Raw genomic sequence first — 18,535 nt, 5'->3', positions numbered from 1 at the left:
AAATACAAAATAAAATGCTAACTATTTGTTAATTCCTTGAATTAGGATTGTACTTAATTGATTTGCTATATCGTTTTCGCTAGAATCTTCTTTATTTGGAATCCACAGATATAATGAACGTAAAGTAGAAAGCATAGAAAACATTATAATTTCTGGATTGACTTTCTTAATTTCTGAAGATTTTACACCTTGATTAATAATGTTTAAAAAAGTTTTTTCATAATTATTTCTTAATTCAAGATAATATTCCAACTGGTCTTCAAGATGCATCCAATCGTTATTTAAAGATGCCATTCCTGATGTATTATTTGTTGTAATTGTTACATGTAAAGTTATTATCTGACTCAATTTATCGAGGTTACTTTTATCAGAATTTACTATCAGTTCCAAACCTTTAGTAAATTCTTCTGCCAGAGATATAATAATTTCGTTTAAAATTTCTTGCTTTGAACTTATGTGATTATATAAACTCGCTGCTTTTATTCCCATTGCAGTAGCAATATCTCGCATAGTAACAGCGCTATATCCTTTTTCTTTAAAAAGTATTGCTGCGGTTTTAATTAATTCGTCTTTACGTGTTTCGAGCTTCATATATTTAATGAATATAAAAAAATAAGTTGTAACTATTGTTACTTATACTTTGAAAAGAAATTCTGTATTCTGTAAAAAAATCAAATTATGGACTTATTAGATATTTTATTTGGCAATAAAAATGATAAAATTAAAGATTTCTTAACTAGAGGTGCTATTATTATTGATGTTAGGACTAAAAATGAATATGAACAAGGTGCAATACCTGGTTCTAAAAATATTCCTTTACAAATAATAAATGGCAAAATAAATGAAATTAAAAAGTACAATAAACCTGTAATAACATGCTGTGCAAGTGGTATGCGTTCTGGAAGTGCTGCTTCTATTTTAAAAGCAAAAGGCATAGAAGCTATTAATGGTGGTGGGTGGACAAATTTGAGCAAAAAAATTAATTCTTGATTTAATACCATTTAGCATTTAAGACTAAATTTTTGTTATAATTTGAGTGCTTTGAGTTCTTCTAAAGTTACTAATGGATTACTTTTATATTCTAGAGTCCATTCTAAAGAATTTGTAAGTATGTAGAATTTTGACAACTCACTTATCAACCTATTTTTTTGCATTGGTTTTTAATTCTGAAGCTTCAATTTTATTTAGTAATTGTTTGTTTACAGTTTCTTTTATCGCATTATAATCTTTGGCTTCAAATGGATTTAAAAAATCAGCTTGAATATCGTAATACTTGAAATCTGGACTAATTTTTATTTCTTCTTTTGGGATACTTAGAATGGTAAGTGTTTTATTTTCTTTATCAATTTTATATTCAATTTTACTTAAATCGTAAGCAATAGTCAAATCTGCATTTACAACGACTAATGCTTTTTGTCTGCAGAAACTAGATTTGTAAATAGTGCTTTTGAATTGCTATAGTTAAACACTTGACTAAAATGACCCTCAGTTACAATAAGTTTACCTACATTTTTTAAAGACTCTTGAATTAAAGCTGAGTTTTCTTGAAGCACTTCTTTCTCGTTAGTTTGATCGCCACAATATTTAAATGTAAACAGAAAGACTAGAGTAATTAGTACGCCAAGTAGAGTGTTTTTCATTCTTTAAAATTAAAAAATAATATTAGGCTGTTTTTTTTGGAGTTTAAGCTTATTAATTTCTAAATTTTCTAAAAATTTTTGGTGTGCGTTAGATTCAAAGTTAAAAGGACGATGTTGCATTCCCATTTGAATAACCTCAACCTCTTTCATTATATTTTTAGTTTCTGAAGACATCCAAACGTCTATAAACTTCTCCCATATATATTCTATAGCTGTATTATTTGGATGTAACATATCGCTGTTATAAAAACGATAATCTCTAAGTTCATCGAGCATAATCTCAAAGGAAGGAAAATAAAACGTGTCTTTATTAGTTAACTGATGAATTGCTGAAATTAAATGAGCCTTGCTAAGTGTATTATCAACAAAACCGTCTTTAATATGCCGTACAGGAGAAACTGTAAATATTATTGAAGCATTACTATTAATGGTTTTTATACTGTTTAATGTTGCTTGTAAACCCTTCACAACATCTTTAGTAGATAACAATATCTTATTATATTCTTTTTGAGGTATTTTGTGACAATTTGCAACTGTATTACCTGTACTAATTAAATTATAAACCCAAGCAGTTCCTAATGTTATGACAACATGAGTGGCATTAGTTATTTGTTTATTTATTAACTCTAAATTTTTATTTAAATTTATTAATAATTGTTTTTTTGAAGGATTACTTAACTGTGAATGCACATCGAAACTATGCCATTGTTCGTTGTTAAAAAAAACATCACTTTCATCAAATTTTTTATTATGAATAGCTCTTTCTAAAATTCTTTCTATAGCTTTAGGGTGGAACAAAATACCAAACGGATTAGATATACTTTGAAATTTATAATACTGGAATTTACTACCAATGTTTTCTGAAAAACAAGACCCTAAAAGCAACAGTTTAGACTCATAATCTATTTGATTATTATCTTGGTTTTTGAGTTTTATTTGGGTTTGTAGTTTCATAAGTAGGTTTTACACTACACAAAATTAATAGTCTATACAATATATTTTTTAGATTGAGATAAAGCTTCTTCTATACCAGCTGGATTCTTTCCTCCTGCAGTTGCGAAAAATGGTTGACCACCTCCACCTCCTTGGATATACTTCCCTAGTTCTCTTACTATTTTTCCGGCATTCAAGTCTTTGTTTTTTACAAGGTTTTTAGAAATATAACATGATAAAATAGCTTTACCATCATTCTCTGCTCCAAATATTAAAAATAAATTATCAAATTGGCTTCCTAACTCAAAACATAAATCTTTTATTCCTGAAGCATCCAAATCTAATTGTTTTGCTAAAAAATTAATACCGTTTATTTCTATAATTTCATTTTTAAGTTCTCCTTTAATATTCTTTGCTTTGTCTTTTAAAAGCTGTTCTATTTGCTTCTTTAAACTAATGCTTTCATCTTGAAGGCTTTGGAGCGCTTTAACGGGTTCTTGTGCGTTATTAAGCAAATCTTTCATCTCAAAAAACGATCTATTATTGTCTCTATAATATGATTTTACAGCATCATTAGTAATCGCTTCTATACGTCGTATTCCTGATGCAACTGTACCTTCTGACACTATTTTAAAATACCAAATATCTCCTGTATTAGGAACATGTGTTCCTCCGCATAATTCTATTGATTGACCGAAACGCACAGTACGTACAGCATCTCCATATTTTTCTCCAAATAAAGCCATAGCACCTTCTTCTATTGCTTTTTCCATTGGCACATTACGAACTTCTTGTAATTGTAATTTACTTTCTATCCTTGCATTAACAAAGTTTTCAACATCACGTAATTCTTCTACTGTTAGTTTAGAAAAATGAGAAAAGTCAAAACGTAAATATTTAGAATGGACAGCGCTTCCTTTTTGCTCTACATGCTCTCCTAAAACCTCTCTTAATGCTTGATGCAATAAGTGTGTAGCTGTATGATTACATTCGGTTCTATGACGTTGTTTTTCGTCTACTTTCGCCTCAAAAGTTTGATTAACGTGACGAGGTAACTCTTTTGTTAAGTGAATAATAACATTATTCTCTTTTTTAGTATCTATTATATAAGTTACATCTCCATTACCGGATTGTATGTAACCCTTATCTCCTACTTGACCTCCTCCTTCTGCATAAAAAGGTGTTAAATTAAATACTAATTGAAATAATTCGCCATCCTTTTTGGATACAACTTTACGATATTGAGTAATTTTGACTTTAGCTTCTAATTGATCGTAACCTATAAATTCTTGTTCTTCATTATTTATTAAAACAGTCCAATCATCAAACTTAATTGCTCCTGCGCTTCGGCCATCTCCTCTTCTATCTTCTAGGCGTTTATTAAATTCTTCTTTATTAAAAGTAAAACCTTTTTCGCGTAAAATTAAATCTGTTAAATCTTCTGGAAAACCATAGGTGTCTTTTAGTTCAAAAACTTTTGACCCAGAAATTTCTTTGCTTTGTGAGTTATCAATTATACGATCTAAGATAGCCAAACCTTGATCTAATGTGCGTAAAAAAGAAGCCTCTTCTTCCTTAATTACATTTTCAATTAATTGTTTTTGCGCTTTTAATTCTGGGAAGGCTATTCCCATTTTTTCTGTTAAAACATTTACTAAACGGTAAATAAAAGGTTCTTTTTTATCTAAAAAAGTAAATCCGTAACGTACAGCTCGACGAAGTATTCTTCTTATAACATAGCCTGCTCCTGTATTACTTGGCAATTGCCCGTCTGCTATAGAAAATGCTACTGCACGAACATGATCACTAATTACACGAATAGCAATATCTGTTTTTTGATTTTTACCATAATCTTTATTAGTAATGGTCTCTATCTCACGAATAATAGGTGTAAAAACGTCTGTATCGTAATTAGATTTTACATCCTGAAGCACCATACAAAGGCGTTCGAAACCCATTCCTGTATCAATATGCTTGTTTGGCAAGCCTTCTAGAGTTCCATTAGCTTTACGGTTATATTGCATAAATACTAAATTCCATATTTCTACAACTTGAGGATGATCCATATTTACCAGATCTTTTCCATCTACTTTAGCTTTTTCTTCAGGTGAGCGAATATCTACATGAATTTCACTACAAGGTCCACAAGGTCCTTGATCTCCCATTTCCCAAAAATTATCTTTCTTATTTCCTTTTAAAATTCGGTCTTCAGAAATAAATTGTTTCCATATATCGTAAGCCTCAGTATCCATTTCAAGGTTGTCTTGATCATCACTACCCTCAAAAACAGTAACATATAAAATATCTTTATCAACTTTATAAACATCCACCAAAAGCTCCCAAGCCCAAGCAATGGTTTCTTTTTTAAAATAATCTCCAAAAGACCAATTACCTAACATCTCAAATAAAGTATGGTGGTAAGTATCGTAACCAACTTCTTCTAAATCGTTATGCTTTCCAGAAACACGCAAACACTTTTGAGTATCTGTTAGTCTTGTGTTTTTAGGTTCTGCATTCCCTAAAAAGTATTCTTTAAAAGGAGCCATTCCAGAATTTACAAACATTAACGTAGGATCATCCTTAGTAACCATTGGTGCAGATTGAACAATACTATGTTTCTTTTTTTTGAAAAAACTTAAAAATGTAGAGCGAATATCTTGAGACTTCATTTGTTGTTTATATTATTTTTCATCAATTAAACTACACTAAATTTGTTTTGCAAACTTATGTATTAGCTAATTTAAAATGTTATTGTTAATAATCTTGTTTTTACTAATCTATAAGGTTAGAAAACAATTTATATATTTGTTTAACGTTTTTAATTAATGCCGCTTTATAATAAGCAGTATTTTAATGCAAAAATAGTATAATTTACATAATGAGTAAGGTAAAATATTATTATGATTCTGATACTTTGTCGTATCGCAAAATAACACGTAAAAAACGTCGTACTTTCAAGTACCTCATTGCGTTTATTTTTTCGGCAGGTCTTTTAGGTCTGTTCTTTGTTTTTGTTGGAAGCCATTTTTTTGAATCGCCAAACGAAAAAGCATTAAAACGCGAGTTAAGCAACATGCAGTTACAATTTGATCTCTTAAATAAAAAAATGGACGAAGCAGAGGCTGTACTTGCTAATGTAGAAGAAAGAGACAATAATATATACCGTTTATATTTTGAATCTAATCCTATTCCTGAACAACAAAGAAAAGCTGGATTTGGTGGAATTAATAGGTACAAAACTTTTGAAGGTTTCGACAATTCGAGCCTTATTAAAGAAAGTAATAAACGAATAGACATACTTCAAAAACGTATAGTTGTACAGTCTAAATCTTTAGATGAAATTGTAGTTTTAGCGGAAGAAAAAGAAAACCTTCTGGCTTCAATTCCTGCAATACAACCAGTAAATAATGAAGATTTAACACGCATGGCTTCTGGTTATGGTATGCGCACAGATCCATTTAACAAAACAAGAAAAATGCATTTTGGTATGGATTTTACTGCACCAAGAGGCACACCTATTTATGCTGCTGGAGATGGTGTTGTTGAACGTACAGATAGTAATAGTTCTGGTTATGGAAAACACATAAGAATAGATCATGGTTATGGCTATGTTTCGCTTTATGCGCACTTATACAAATATAACGTAGGTAAAAACCAGAAAGTAAAACGAGGAGACTTAATAGGATTTGTAGGTAGCACTGGTCGTTCTGAAGCACCACATCTTCATTATGAAATTTTTAAAGATGGAGAACGTATAAACCCAATTAATTTCTACTATGGTAGTTTAACTGCCGAAGAATACAGTAAGCTACTAGATCGTTCTTCAATAGAAAATCAATCTTTAGACTGATGCATTTAGACCTACCAGAAAAACGCTACTATGCTATAGGAGAAGTTGCTAAAGCTTTTAATGTAAATACATCCTTAATTAGGTTCTGGGAAAAAGAGTTTGATGTTATTAAGCCTAAAAAAAATGCAAAAGGAAACCGTAAATTTACTCCAGAAGATGTAAAAAACTTACAGTTTATTTACCATTTGGTAAAAGAACGTGGTTTCACCTTAGAAGGCGCAAAAACACATATTAAAGAAGAAAAACAAAAAAGCTTAACAAATTTTGAAATTATTAGTAAATTAGAAAACGTTAAAGCACAACTTATTAAATTAAAAAATGAACTTTAAACAACTACCAGAAGACACAACTAAAAAATCTAACATTATGAAAAAAAGGAGTTATCGCAGGATTAGGCTTTAGCGGAAGCTCTGGTGGTAGTTTTGGAGCTGGTGATGCTTCTGGTGGATAGTAGAATTTATATTGCATTAGTTAATTATTTATACCTCTTCATAAATTTCAATTTTACTTCAATGAAAAAAATCACTTTTATTATTTGTTTATTGGTAGTCATTTCTTGCAAAAAAGAAGTTTCAGAAACAATTATTTTTAACACCGTTGTTCAAGACTATAGCGATGTTTTCTCTGAAGTAGAAGAGCAAAAACTTTCTAAAAAAATACTTAAATATGAAAAGTTAACCACAAATCAAATTTGCATTTACACCATAGACTCTATTCCAAATAATTTAGAGACACTTGAACATGCGGTAGCGCTGGCAAATAATCTTGGTGTTGGCACAAAAGAAAAAAATAATGGATTATTAATATTAATTTCTAAGGCAGATAGAGAACTGGCAATTACAACAGGCTATGAAACAGAGAAGTCTATTACAGATTCTTTAGCATTTTCTATTATAGAAAACACAATTATTCCTGAATTTAAAAATGGTGATTATTTTAAGGGTGTAAATACTGGTTTAGATTCTATTATAGCTAAATGGGATGAATTGAAATAATATATAATACGTTTCTAATCTCTTTTCATAGTGAAAGGTTATTTTTTCACCTTTTAAAAAGCTAAGTTCATTATTAATTCTACTCTTTAAGTAAAATTTTAAATGCTAAAAGCTGTGCTTTATTAATGTCATTCTGTATTGCCGTTAGCTTTGTATAGCTAGCAATTACTGGGAAATCGCTAAACTCGTAAGACAACCAATCTGTTGTATTAGTGTGATCTGTTTTAAATGATTCTTTAATAAAATTATTAAAATTTTCATTTAAAGAATTTTCACCAAACTTTACCATTTGAGTTCTGTACGTATTTAGACAAGATACAAATTCGTTACCAATTTTTCTATCATTGTTAAACAAAAGAAGACTTGATTTATCCATAACTGCAAAATCCATGTTATCCTTATCCATATTAACTTCGACCAACATTTGCTCTTTAATATTCTCTATGTAGTTGTATAGGTTAACTGAGGATTGCTCTACTGTTTTTGCTTGCTTTTGGATTTCTGGAGATTCCTTAAGTAAAACACGTTGTCTAACCAACGATAATTCATTGCTAGAATTAGTGTTTGCTGTTTCAAATTTAGTATTCATTATACCAAAAGAATCTAACACCTCATTACTTAAGTGTTTTGATACATTAATGAACAACATAGCTACAACTAGCCCTAAAGAAAGAATAATTAAAAGTAAAACAGGCTTCTTCAAACCTTATTTTTTACGCATGTATACACTAACTGGAACTCCGTTAAAATCAAATATATCACGTAGTTTATTCTCTAAAAAACGTTTGTATGGATCACGCACATATTGAGGCAAATTACAAAAGAATGCAAATTGTGGTTGTGCGGTTGGCAATTGCATTATGTATTTAATTTTTACAAACTTACCTTTATAAGCTGGTGGAGGATAGTTTTCTATAATAGGTAAGAACGTATCGTTTAAAACGCTTGTTTTAATTTTCTTTGTTCTGTTTTTATAAACCTCAACAGCTGTTTCAATAGCTTTATAAATACGTTGTTTAGTTAATGCTGAAATAAATACAATTGGAACATCTGTGAATGGTTCGCATTGTTGGCGAATATGTTTCTCGAAAGCAATTGTTGTTTTATGGTCTTTTTCTACCAAGTCCCATTTATTAACTAAAATCACAATTCCTTTTCTATTTCTTTGGGCTAACCAAAAAATGTTTTGCACTTGCCCATCAAAACCTCTATTAGCGTCTACTACTATTAAACATACATCTGCATGTTCTATAGCTCTTACACTTCTCATTACAGAATAGAACTCTAAATCTTCTTTTACTTTAGATTTTTTTCTAATTCCTGCAGTATCTACTAAATTAAAATCGAAACCAAAGCGATTGTATTTTGTGTCTATCGAGTCTCTTGTAGTTCCTGCTATATCTGTAACAATATACCTGTCTTGTCCTATTAATGCGTTTATAAAAGAGGATTTTCCAGCATTTGGTCTACCAACAACTGCAAATCTAGGCAACTCGTCTTGTTCTTCTTCTTGTTCTTTTTCCGGAAGTGCTTCAACTAAAGCATCTAATAAATCTCCTGTACCGCTTCCATTTATACTTGCAATCGTAAAATAGTTACCTAAACCTAAGCTGTAAAATTCTACGGCATCTTCTGCTCGTTTTCCATTATCAACTTTATTTACAACTAAAAAAACAGGTTTTGTAACTTTACGAAGTAATGTCGCAACATCCTCATCCATTCCAGTAATTCCATCTTCTACGTCTACCATAAAAATGATAGCATCTGCTTCATCTATTGCTAATTCTACTTGTTTATCAATCTCAGCCTCAAAAACATCATCACTTCCTTTTACATAACCTCCTGTATCTATTAAAGAAAATTCTTTTCCGTTCCAGTCACTTTTCCCGTAATGACGATCTCTTGTAACACCACTAACGGCATCTACAATCGCTTCACGACGTTGAATTAAACGATTAAAAAAAGTTGATTTCCCTACATTTGGTCTTCCTACAATTGCTACTATATTACTCATAATTTTATATTTTATCTGCATTACATATCCTGTAAGCGCTTGCGAAGGTAGTGTTTAGTTTAAGAAAAAAATGTAAATCGAATTTTTAAACATTAATTATGTCATTAGAAAACGAAATAATATTAAGACCACGTTTTAAATTCGAGATTGAAGAAGGTAATCAAATTCTTTTAGAGCTATTTGAAGCAACTAAAACAACACAAACCAATTTTGTTGTATCTAGAGTTGATGTTCATGTTTTTATTAAAATACCAAAGGCTAAACAACACTTTTGGTCTCCATAGTTACATTTAGATATAAACACTTATGATGACAAAAATAGTAGTACTCTTCATGGTCTTTTTGGGCCAAACCCTACAGTTTGGACTATGTTTATGTTTTTACACTTTGTGGTAATAAGCCTGTTTTTAGGTTTTGGTATTTTGGGCTTATACTAATTGGTCATTAGACACTAGCTATTCTATTCAATTAACTATTACCTTTTTAATGATTATTATATGGTTTGCTCTTTATTTTGGTGGTAGAATTGGTAAAAAAACTGGTACAGACCAAATGTATGAATTACATGGCTTTATGCGAGATACACTTAGAAGTAAAGACATTCACGCTGCAAACAATTAATTATTGGTTGTAACCAAAACGCTTTAACTGACGTTGATTACTTCTCCAGTTCTTATTTACTTTTACATAAAGCTCTAAATGAATTTGCTTGCCAAAGAATTTTTCTAAATCTTTTCTAGCTTCAACACCAACACGTTTTAATGCACTTCCTTTGTGCCCAATAATAATTCCTTTTTGTGTTTCGCGTTCTACCATTATTACAGAACGAATTCTAATAATTTTTTCTTCTTCAAAAAACTCTTCTGTATCTATCTCTACTGCATAAGGTATTTCTTTTTTGTAATGTATTAATATTTTCTCACGAATAGTTTCATTTATAAAAAAGCGTTCAGGTTTATCTGTTAACTGGTCTTTTGGATAATACGGTGGAGATTCTGGAAGCAACTCGATTATTCTATCGAATACTTCTTTTACATTAAATCCTTCTAAAGCAGAAATAGCAATAATCTCTGCATTTAGTACTTTTTCTGCCCACAACTGTACTTGTTCTTCTAGTTGTGTTTGATCAGACTTATCTATTTTATTTAATAATAGTAAAACCGGAATTTTCGCATTAGTAATTTTACTAAAAAACGCTTCGTCTTTTAACTCTCTTTCTCCTATTTCAACCATATAAATAAGCAAATCTGCATCATCGAATGCCGATTTTACAAAATCCATCATGGAGGCCTGTAACTCGTAAGCTGGCTTTATAATTCCAGGTGTGTCACTTAAAACAACTTGAAAATCTTCACCATTTACTATACCCAAAATACGGTGTCTTGTTGTTTGTGCTTTGGATGTAATTATTGATAATTTTTCACCTACAAAGGCATTCATTAAAGTAGATTTACCAACATTAGGATTACCAATAATATTTACAAAACCTGCTTTATGACTCATTTTATTCTGTTTTATTGACTACAAAGTTACGACCTTGGTTTATTTATTCCTCTATCGTAAAGCACAATACTTCCTGCGACAGATACATTTACACTTAAATCACTTTTAAATTTAATTAAAAAATGACTTTTTTCTATTGCTTGTTTTAATAACCCATGATCTTCTGCTCCCAATAGATAAACACAACGCCTTGGGTGATTAAACGTTTCAAATCTACTGCCTCATCTGTTAACTCTACACCAACTAACCTTGCACCTTTAAGCAAATGCTTATAAAACTCGTTAAAAGTATCGTAATGAAAATATGGCATTGCTTTAACCGCTTGTAATATAACTACTCTTGGGTAACGATGACGATCAAACATGATTTCAGTATTAAATGAGGTCAAATCTAAACATTTATTAAGTACCCCAAGTTAATGCGACAGAACCGTTTTTTAATATTTCCAAACACTTCAATACTAGTGTAAACTTCCTCTAATTATGAAGGGAGTAGCTCGATGATCCCTTGGTTGCAAAAATTTGGATAACGGAATTGTGTATGGTTAGTTGCGTGGTTAAGCAACTAATTTAGCAAATAAATCACAGATAGAATATTCCGCAGGAATGTTCGTAAGTAGACAATTGCCCAAGTAATTAATTATACACGGTGTTATATGCAGGCTTTTTATTCTGTATTAAATCAGATATAGCATTCCAAAGTTCAATTCGTTTTTCTAATGATTGCTTTGCTACAGTTAGTGTTTCATTCCATTTTTGCTCATCATCTTTACATAATTCAGAAATCATCTCAAGAGATAGAGGACCGTGTTCATCTCCGTCAAGTTCAATATGTCGTTCGAGATAGTAATTTATTTTGCTGTATAATTTGTTTTCAGAATCTGAATTTTTAAGAATTTCTATAAACATATCTGGAATAACATCTTCTCTTCCAAAGGTAAATGCCGAAGCTACAAGATGTGACTTATTTGTTTCAATAATCGAAAATGTGAATTTAACAAAATCAGCTACTCTATTATCGATATTAACTTGACTAAAACAATAGTCAACGGAATTCCCTAATTCAATAAGCTTAATAAAATCATTGATTTCATTCGTATTTCCATTTACTTGGAACATTGCATCTAAATACATCTCAAAATGACTCTTTGGTTCTCCCAATTCATTAATGTCACTTTCCTCTCCGTGAACAATTTCATTTATAAATCTTGATAGTTTTGGGTTTTTTGGTGGTGTCCAGGGTGTTTGAACTTTAGTTAGGTTTATTTGAAGATTCTTTAAAAGAGACATAAAATCCCATACTGCAAATACGTGATTTTCCATAAAAATTTTTATGTCATTAATGTCACGTAAATTTTCATAAAGTTTATGATTTTTCAATTCATTTCTTAATTCAGAAACCTCATTTTCTATATACTCTATTTTATTCATATTTTAATTTATCTATTAGATATAAATGATTTAAGTCTCAAATTTAAAGCTAAAAATTGAAAATTTTTAAAATAAAAATTTTAATTTAAAAAACATAAAGTTTTATAATGGGTATACTTATGTTTTAAGTAGTGTTGGGGTCTTTAAGATTAATATTAACAGTATAATTAAGATTGTGGACTATTACCCTGTAGGAGCACTTAGTTTTTTTGTTAATTCTGAAAACGAAATGTATGTACAAATACCGTATAGTTCTGCTTACAAATTAGATACTACAAGTAATTTTAATACTATAACACATTACCCTCTTGATAATAAAAATAACCCAAGAGATGTTTTTGATTTTTTTCAACTCGATAATAAACTTTATGGTATTAGTCGTTTTGCTGGCATTTATACTTTCGATAAAAATCAATTTAAATCTTTTTACAAAAACAAACTTATTTTAGAAAAGGAATTTACAGTTGCTTCTCAAATTTCTGATAACGAATTGTTACTATCTAACTATAGTGGTGATATTTTTTCGTTAAAACCAAATAAAGGCAGTTTTTCTTTTACTAAAATAGTATCGGCAGAAGAATTAATAGGTACCACTATAAAAAGTCTTGAAATGTATGGAGACCATGTAATTATAGGAACCAACTTAGGGCTAAATATTATTAACATAAAAACGAAGTCTAAACGTTTTTACGATGAAAAGCAAGGATTAAATGCCAAAAGTATTTCAAATACTTTCATTGATAAAGATACACTTTTAATAACATCAAAAACTAGTTTAGATAACGCAGATTTACATAAAATAATATATGAAAACCATAATAAAATACAGTTTTTATTAGATAAACTTGAGATAAACGACTCTCTCTTCAACACAAAAAATAAAACAAATATTAAGTTAAACTCTAAACAAAATGACATAGTATTTACATTAGGTATTTCGGGGCTTAAATACCCTGAAAAGTTATCCTATCGCTATGTAATAGAAGGATTGAAGGGTGCCAAATGGTCCGATTAGGTGCAGTGGGAAGACCAAAGGTTAATTAAAATACCTTACCTACCTTCAGGTACTTACAGTTTAGACAGAGTATAAAGATTTATATTCTGGTACAAGAGCAACGTCCTCGTTAATAAGCTTTACTATTAGTCAATCGTTTTGGAGGAGTATTTGGTTTTACATACTAGGAAGTATTTTAATCATCTTTTTAATTTATAAAGTATTAAAATACAATTTTAAAAAGGCGTACACGCTACAAAGGAAAAAATATGACTTAGAGAAAAGAGTGCGCGATGCTAAAGTGGAAGCATTATCTAGCCAAATGAATCCTCACTTTATTTTTAATGCTTTAAGTGCCATTCAAAACTACATCATTATTGCAGTCCATCAGAGTTAGAAAATGCAATAAAAGACTGGGTAGTGTATTACAATAATCTAACTATTCCAAAAATTAGCCCGCCAATCATTACAATTAGTGTAATACTGCCTATTGGTTTTGAAAGTTTTTTATAATTCATAAACTCAAATATAATAAATATAAGTAACCTATTTAAGAGGTTTAGAACTCCCTGAACTGAAAGAAGAGGATATGCCTGTGGTTTAGTTATTCTTTTACCAGCCAATCGAAAAGCTCTTAAATAAATATAAAAATATTTTCTTTCTTTAATACAAAAGATGTTTTTTTGCCTTATTTCTCCAACCAGCTTGGTTAGCGTAATCAACAAAAAATATTTTTAAATCACTTTGATTTGGATAGTCAACAAAATAGATCTTTTTATCTGCTTGATTAGCATAGTTTACAAAATACCATAATCCTTTATTTTCATATGCCTGGTTAGCATAGTTAACTTTGTATACATTTAAATCTGCTTGATTAGAATAGTTTACTACAAAAACCTTAACATCTGCCTGATTAGAATAATCAACGGAAAATATTTTTTGGGAATAACAAAAAAATGAGCTCATTAAGAGAACGATAAAGACAAATGATTTCATAAGCTAAATTTAATGATTTATAAGCTGATTGATAACAATAAACTTTATTAATTTAGTTTGAAGCCACAAAAAGTCTTTCACACAAAAACTCTCAAGGGTATGAATACAAAAAAAACCCTCCAAATGGAGGGTTATAAACTTTATACTAAAGGTTAATTACTTTAAAGGGGAAACTTCAAATTTCATTGTTTGCGCAACAAAATCTACAACTCCACTCACTATCATAATATTACCATCGGTAACGTTGTCATAAGAATACATTTTAAAAACTTTACCTTCTTTTTTATAAACACCTTGTAAAGTAGCTTTCACTATATCTTCACCCATCTGTGTCCATGCAAAACCAGTAAATTCTCCACTAGTAGTACTGTTATTGTGATTTGTAAACACATAAGATAAATAGGCTTTACCATAAGGACCTGCATCACCTGAAGCAGAAAGTTCGTAATTAACTCCATCTTTTGTATGAACTGCATCTATATCAAAGACTGCGTCAAATGTTGTTGCTGGATCCCACTTAATATCTTGAGAATACGCTAAAGAAGTAATTAAAAATAATAAATAAACTATTTTTTTCATTTGGTTAAAATTTAAATTAATAAAAAACAAATATAATTTCTTTTAAAAAATTTCAAATAACAACTAATTTTGAAATGTTAAACTAATATGATTTTGATTTTTTTTCAACTATTACTAAATGTTGTAACATTAGTTTAATGGTTAATTTCCTGGTTTAAAATTTCAATTAACTGATTTCCAGTTTTCATGTGGTTTTCGTAAAATCCAGTTAAAAATGAATTATTAGTTCCACCTCGAAAAAGAAGTCTCATTATGATTTTGTGACCAGGGTGGTTTTTTAATTCTGAGCTATAATTTCCAATTAAAGTAAATAAATCTGTATGTACTTTTTGATCTAGCTGTGTATAACTATAGAAGAAACCAGTCCTATCCAATTCTAATTCAAGTGCATTAGCCCAATCTCTTTGATCAATTTCAAACATTTCTATTTGATTAATTTGATTGTAATAGTCATTGAGTAATTCTTCAAGCTCTTTGTTTTTCAGATACCTTAAATACCCCGAACTTTTTAAAGATTCGAATGCGTCTTTGTTGAAATTTAATTGGACTTCAATAATCATATCAAATATTGCTTTTTGAATCAACAACTGATCTGAAAAATTATTTTCAATCAAGACCTTAGACACTTTATTACAACTAACAATATGATCTTGTCTAAATTTTAATAATCTTTCTGATTCTTTTATATCTGCATTGATATTGAAGCTAATTTTTTGAAAATAATCCTTCATCGCCCTCTTTTCTGTTCTTGTTTCATTAAAATTATTTACTTGTAAAGCAATTAAAATACCTACAACAACAAGAATAACTTCACCTAATGCATATTTTATATAATCAAAATTTTCCTTGGAATTTTGACGAAATGGTCTAAAAATTTTCATCTATTTTATTTTATCAAATATAATTAAAAATAATATATAGCTTATTAAATAGAAAAACGGCTACACTATAAATAGTATAACCGTTTTATTGTTATAGTAGATAACTCATTCGAAATATCGAACATCAGTTTTACTCCAAGAGACTTTTTAATTACATTAAAATTGATTAATCTTATTTTGGAAAATAATTATTAAGTATGGTTTAAACGGTTCTGTCGCATTAATTATTTTTCAAACATTTTTCAATAGAATTGGACTTCCTTCAAAAAGTTAAATCACTAATAAACATAACTTTGGAGTTTTCAATTTTTATCAAAAACGACAAAAATTATTAGTTTTTAGTTTAATGCGACAGAACCAATTCTTTTTCGTTAGTTGAAATTGCAAAGCGTTTAAAATCACATTGAATTAATTTTTCAATTTTTTCTTGGCGTTTTTTATCTTCGTCAATATTATCTAGATGATGCGATTCATCGACTTCTAAAGCAAATTCTATTTGCGGATAATATAAATCGATAAGTGCATAATTGTTGTCAGACAACGGCACGTAATGTTGGGTGAGTGGCTTTAGTTCTGTTAACCTTTGATCGTGTATAAGCGAGGTAATTATAAAGTTTTCATGCTTTTTTACTCTAAAGTCTTTCTTGTTGTTTTTTAACATGAAAAGTTCTTCTTATTTGTTCTACATAATACAGATATTTCCAAGAACTTAACTGTTCTTTTTTGTTGTTTTTGTTAGTCATTAACTGTTGCGTTTTTTAAAAAATTTGAATCAATGTAAAATCTATTAAATAACATTTGTATTTTTGATACATAAATGATACATATACTAAAAATTAAAGTAGAAGAAAAAATAGGAACTAAGATAGAAAGTCGAGGTGATTGTGAACTGCTATCTAATGCTATTTTAGATGTTCTAGAAATAGATTTAAGTTACAATACCATTAGGCGTTTGTATGGTTTATTACCAAGTACTAAACCAAATTCTAAAACCTTAAACACCTTAGCGCTTTTTATTGGGTATAAAAGTTATGTGCATTTTGTACAAAATTATAAAACAGAAGATAGAAAGACTTTGTCTCAAAGCGTATTTAAAGCCGTAAATAATTTTAACGATGTGGAAATGATTTCCTTTATTAAAACGCTAAAACGTAGCAACGATGATTTTCCTTCCTTTATTGTAATACTTATAAGAGAATTGTTTCACGATAGAAATTTTAAACTTATAAATAAAATTTTTAATTTAAAAGAATTGGCCTTTTCTAGTTTTTCGTATTCGGAGGTTTTATTTATTGGAAACTCTATTGGATTACTCTTTAGAAAAAACTATTTTTTAGATACTGATTTGTTAAAAAGCATTAATTTTTTACAATGTATATTTTTAACTTTTGTAGACTATTCTAGTCTTAATAATTATTATGGCGATTGGGCTAAATACATTAAACAACATGTTGAAGTTGAGGAAACACAATTATTTACTACAGCCTTAATGGAATTTAAAAAACTATTAAATAACGAAAAAGTAAAAGATCCTTTTAAGAATGCGGCTTTCGATACTTCTTTAAACCCTATTTTATGCAGTCGTTTATTATCTGTTAAAATATTAGTTACTAAAGAACATAAGATTTTGGAAGTTCTTAATCGTTATGCTGAAACCCATAAAAAAAAGGCAGGCTTAACGGATTATTATTTTGAATTGGTAAGTATAGCAATATTGACCAAGAATATTGTAGTCATGAAATTTATTATTGAAACCGTAAAAATGGATAAACGGTTTGAGTTATATTATCAGAAAAAACATTTAAATATGTTTTATTTAATGTGTGCGTTTTACTACAAATTAGTACCTAATAAAATAGAACAAAAAAAATATGCTAAACTTTTTAATATAGATGATACATGGTTTAGTTATGGAGATTATTTAAAACTATTACACTTAGTTTATTTGTATGCAGATGCCAAAAAAACAGAAGTTAAAAATAAAATATTGAGCGAATATTTAGTTTTAAGTAAGAAATTAAATTACCCTTATTTTTCTAAAAACTATATGCTTAATTATTTTAAGGTTTGATAACTCTAATTTCTGAGTTTGCTTTTTAAAACCTGTTTTCTAAGTGTTTTTTAATAACCAGTTGTGAAATTTATATTGATATTTGGTATGAAGACGTACAAACATATGCTCAGTTTTAAGCCCTTTTTAGGGCTTTTTTAATTTTTTATATCTGCCATTTAGTTAAATTTTGGCTGGCGCAAATTGAAGATTATTAGCTTTTGGTGTGTAAAAAAGTAAATTAAAGCAAATACTCTGTGCTAATAAAGTTTGATTTTTTAGATTCTAAAAGATCTTTTAGTATAGAATTATTTACACTATTCTCTTTAGTAGCCACAAAAGTTCTTATGGAAAACGAACGCAATGCATCCCGAACACTTAGGGTACTGAAAGCTGAATCTTTTCTTCCCGTAAAAGGAAACACATCTGGCCCTCGCTGGCAAGAACTATTTAAATTGACTCGACATACTAGGTTAACTAATACATCAATTAAAGGTGCTAATGTTTTTAAGTTTTCTCCAAACACACTCACTTGTTGTCCGTAATTTGATTCTGCCATGTCATCCAAGACTTGCTGAACATCCGTAAACTTAATTATTGGAATAACGGGGCCAAATTGTTCTTCAATATAGAGGTCCATTGTTTTATTTATATTTGACATCACAGCTGG

At 29.3% G+C, this 18,535-nt stretch carries 23 protein-coding genes and 1 pseudogene; 8 read left to right on the top strand and 16 right to left on the bottom strand.

Annotation, left to right across the window (positions count from 1 at the left end; all coding sequences use genetic code 11):
- Positions 1-21 precede the first annotated feature (21 nt).
- On the bottom strand, positions 22-591 hold the full coding sequence (locus tag QNK89_RS05200) for a TetR/AcrR family transcriptional regulator (RefSeq protein WP_340169954.1): 570 nt from the start codon (positions 589-591) through the stop codon (positions 22-24).
- Positions 592-678: 87 nt separating this feature from the next.
- Here QNK89_RS05200 and QNK89_RS05195 point away from each other — a divergent pair, with 87 nt between their 5' ends.
- Positions 679-990, top strand: coding sequence for a rhodanese-like domain-containing protein (locus QNK89_RS05195; RefSeq protein ID WP_340169952.1), 312 nt, complete (start codon positions 679-681; stop codon positions 988-990).
- Positions 991-1,140: 150 nt separating this feature from the next.
- On the opposite strand, the gene QNK89_RS05190 is transcribed toward QNK89_RS05195, so the two are convergent.
- The 4 genes from QNK89_RS05190 to alaS are packed head-to-tail and all read right to left on the bottom strand — an operon-like array spanning position 1,141 to position 5,242.
- Complete coding sequence (locus tag QNK89_RS05190; RefSeq protein WP_340169950.1) at positions 1,141-1,386, bottom strand: DUF4230 domain-containing protein; 246 nt, start codon at positions 1,384-1,386, stop codon at positions 1,141-1,143.
- A 17-nt stretch (positions 1,387-1,403) separates the two neighbouring features.
- Positions 1,404-1,640 (bottom strand): hypothetical protein, encoded by a 237-nt coding sequence (locus QNK89_RS05185; RefSeq protein ID WP_340169949.1) that lies wholly within the window; start codon positions 1,638-1,640, stop codon positions 1,404-1,406.
- A 9-nt stretch (positions 1,641-1,649) separates the two neighbouring features.
- Positions 1,650-2,594 (bottom strand): GSCFA domain-containing protein, encoded by a 945-nt coding sequence (locus QNK89_RS05180; RefSeq protein WP_340169947.1) that lies wholly within the window; start codon positions 2,592-2,594, stop codon positions 1,650-1,652.
- A 32-nt stretch (positions 2,595-2,626) separates the two neighbouring features.
- Positions 2,627-5,242, bottom strand: a complete 2,616-nt coding sequence (gene alaS / locus QNK89_RS05175) for an alanine--tRNA ligase (RefSeq protein ID WP_340169945.1) — start codon at positions 5,240-5,242, stop codon at positions 2,627-2,629.
- A gap of 209 nt (positions 5,243-5,451) precedes the next feature.
- Here alaS and QNK89_RS05170 point away from each other — a divergent pair, with 209 nt between their 5' ends.
- Together QNK89_RS05170 and QNK89_RS05165 are read left to right on the top strand one after the other, a co-directional pair.
- A complete protein-coding gene (locus tag QNK89_RS05170; protein WP_340169943.1) occupies positions 5,452-6,423 on the top strand; it encodes a M23 family metallopeptidase in 972 nt (323 codons plus the stop codon).
- Positions 6,423-6,752 (top strand): MerR family transcriptional regulator, encoded by a 330-nt coding sequence (locus QNK89_RS05165; protein ID WP_340169941.1) that lies wholly within the window; start codon positions 6,423-6,425, stop codon positions 6,750-6,752. Before QNK89_RS05170 ends, QNK89_RS05165 begins: the two co-directional genes overlap by 1 nt.
- 4 nt (positions 6,753-6,756) lie before the next feature.
- On the opposite strand, the gene QNK89_RS05160 is transcribed toward QNK89_RS05165, so the two are convergent.
- Positions 6,757-6,891 (bottom strand): hypothetical protein, encoded by a 135-nt coding sequence (locus QNK89_RS05160; protein WP_340169939.1) that lies wholly within the window; start codon positions 6,889-6,891, stop codon positions 6,757-6,759.
- A gap of 44 nt (positions 6,892-6,935) precedes the next feature.
- Here QNK89_RS05160 and QNK89_RS05155 point away from each other — a divergent pair, with 44 nt between their 5' ends.
- On the top strand, positions 6,936-7,418 hold the full coding sequence (locus QNK89_RS05155) for a TPM domain-containing protein (RefSeq protein WP_340169937.1): 483 nt from the start codon (positions 6,936-6,938) through the stop codon (positions 7,416-7,418).
- 79 nt (positions 7,419-7,497) lie between these two features.
- Here the strand turns inward: QNK89_RS05155 and QNK89_RS05150 are convergent, their stop codons facing one another.
- Positions 7,498-8,121, bottom strand: coding sequence for a hypothetical protein (locus QNK89_RS05150; protein ID WP_340169935.1), 624 nt, complete (start codon positions 8,119-8,121; stop codon positions 7,498-7,500).
- Positions 8,122-8,124: 3 nt separating this feature from the next.
- Positions 8,125-9,432 carry a ribosome biogenesis GTPase Der gene (der, locus tag QNK89_RS05145; RefSeq protein WP_340169934.1) on the bottom strand — a complete coding sequence of 436 codons (1,308 nt, stop codon included), beginning with the start codon at positions 9,430-9,432 and terminating at the stop codon, positions 8,125-8,127.
- Between the two features lie 98 nt (positions 9,433-9,530).
- On the opposite strand from der, the gene QNK89_RS05140 reads away from it, so the two are divergent.
- Together QNK89_RS05140 and QNK89_RS05135 are read left to right on the top strand one after the other, a co-directional pair.
- Positions 9,531-9,716: a hypothetical protein gene (locus QNK89_RS05140; RefSeq protein ID WP_340169932.1), complete on the top strand. Its 186-nt coding sequence runs from the start codon at positions 9,531-9,533 to the stop codon at positions 9,714-9,716.
- Between the two features lie 130 nt (positions 9,717-9,846).
- Positions 9,847-10,053, top strand: coding sequence for a hypothetical protein (locus QNK89_RS05135; protein ID WP_340169930.1), 207 nt, complete (start codon positions 9,847-9,849; stop codon positions 10,051-10,053).
- On the opposite strand, the gene era is transcribed toward QNK89_RS05135, so the two are convergent.
- The 3 genes and pseudogenes from era to QNK89_RS05120 all read right to left on the bottom strand — a co-directional run bounded on the left by era (position 10,054) and on the right by QNK89_RS05120 (position 12,365).
- On the bottom strand, positions 10,054-10,935 hold the full coding sequence (era, locus tag QNK89_RS05130; RefSeq protein ID WP_340169928.1) for a GTPase Era: 882 nt from the start codon (positions 10,933-10,935) through the stop codon (positions 10,054-10,056).
- Between the two features lie 26 nt (positions 10,936-10,961).
- Positions 10,962-11,257 (bottom strand): annotated as a pseudogene (locus tag QNK89_RS05125) (TrmH family RNA methyltransferase); the annotation flags it as partial.
- A 313-nt stretch (positions 11,258-11,570) separates the two neighbouring features.
- Positions 11,571-12,365 carry a DUF3050 domain-containing protein gene (locus QNK89_RS05120; protein WP_340169926.1) on the bottom strand — a complete coding sequence of 265 codons (795 nt, stop codon included), beginning with the start codon at positions 12,363-12,365 and terminating at the stop codon, positions 11,571-11,573.
- 175 nt (positions 12,366-12,540) lie between these two features.
- Between QNK89_RS05120 and QNK89_RS05115 the strand changes: the two genes are divergently transcribed.
- Positions 12,541-13,380: a hypothetical protein gene (locus QNK89_RS05115; protein WP_340169925.1), complete on the top strand. Its 840-nt coding sequence runs from the start codon at positions 12,541-12,543 to the stop codon at positions 13,378-13,380.
- 642 nt (positions 13,381-14,022) lie between these two features.
- On the opposite strand, the gene QNK89_RS05110 is transcribed toward QNK89_RS05115, so the two are convergent.
- The 4 genes from QNK89_RS05110 to QNK89_RS05095 form a co-directional block, all read right to left on the bottom strand.
- A complete protein-coding gene (locus QNK89_RS05110) occupies positions 14,023-14,355 on the bottom strand; it encodes a DUF6150 family protein (protein ID WP_340169923.1) in 333 nt (110 codons plus the stop codon).
- 156 nt (positions 14,356-14,511) lie between these two features.
- A complete protein-coding gene (locus QNK89_RS05105; RefSeq protein WP_340169921.1) occupies positions 14,512-14,934 on the bottom strand; it encodes a hypothetical protein in 423 nt (140 codons plus the stop codon).
- 134 nt (positions 14,935-15,068) lie between these two features.
- Complete coding sequence (locus tag QNK89_RS05100; RefSeq protein WP_340169919.1) at positions 15,069-15,815, bottom strand: DUF6090 family protein; 747 nt, start codon at positions 15,813-15,815, stop codon at positions 15,069-15,071.
- Between the two features lie 343 nt (positions 15,816-16,158).
- Positions 16,159-16,476, bottom strand: coding sequence for an AbaSI family restriction endonuclease (locus QNK89_RS05095; protein ID WP_340169917.1), 318 nt, complete (start codon positions 16,474-16,476; stop codon positions 16,159-16,161).
- Between the two features lie 156 nt (positions 16,477-16,632).
- On the opposite strand from QNK89_RS05095, the gene QNK89_RS05090 reads away from it, so the two are divergent.
- Positions 16,633-17,886, top strand: a complete 1,254-nt coding sequence (locus QNK89_RS05090; protein WP_340169915.1) for a hypothetical protein — start codon at positions 16,633-16,635, stop codon at positions 17,884-17,886.
- A gap of 220 nt (positions 17,887-18,106) precedes the next feature.
- Here the strand turns inward: QNK89_RS05090 and QNK89_RS05085 are convergent.
- A partial coding sequence (locus QNK89_RS05085) for an aldehyde dehydrogenase family protein (RefSeq protein WP_340169913.1) occupies positions 18,107-18,535 on the bottom strand: 429 nt, incomplete at its 5' end.

This window comes from Lacinutrix sp. (genome assembly GCF_037625555.1).
Taxonomy (GTDB): Bacteria; Bacteroidota; Bacteroidia; order Flavobacteriales; family Flavobacteriaceae; genus Lacinutrix.
This window is presented reverse-complemented; position numbering and strand designations above follow the sequence as displayed.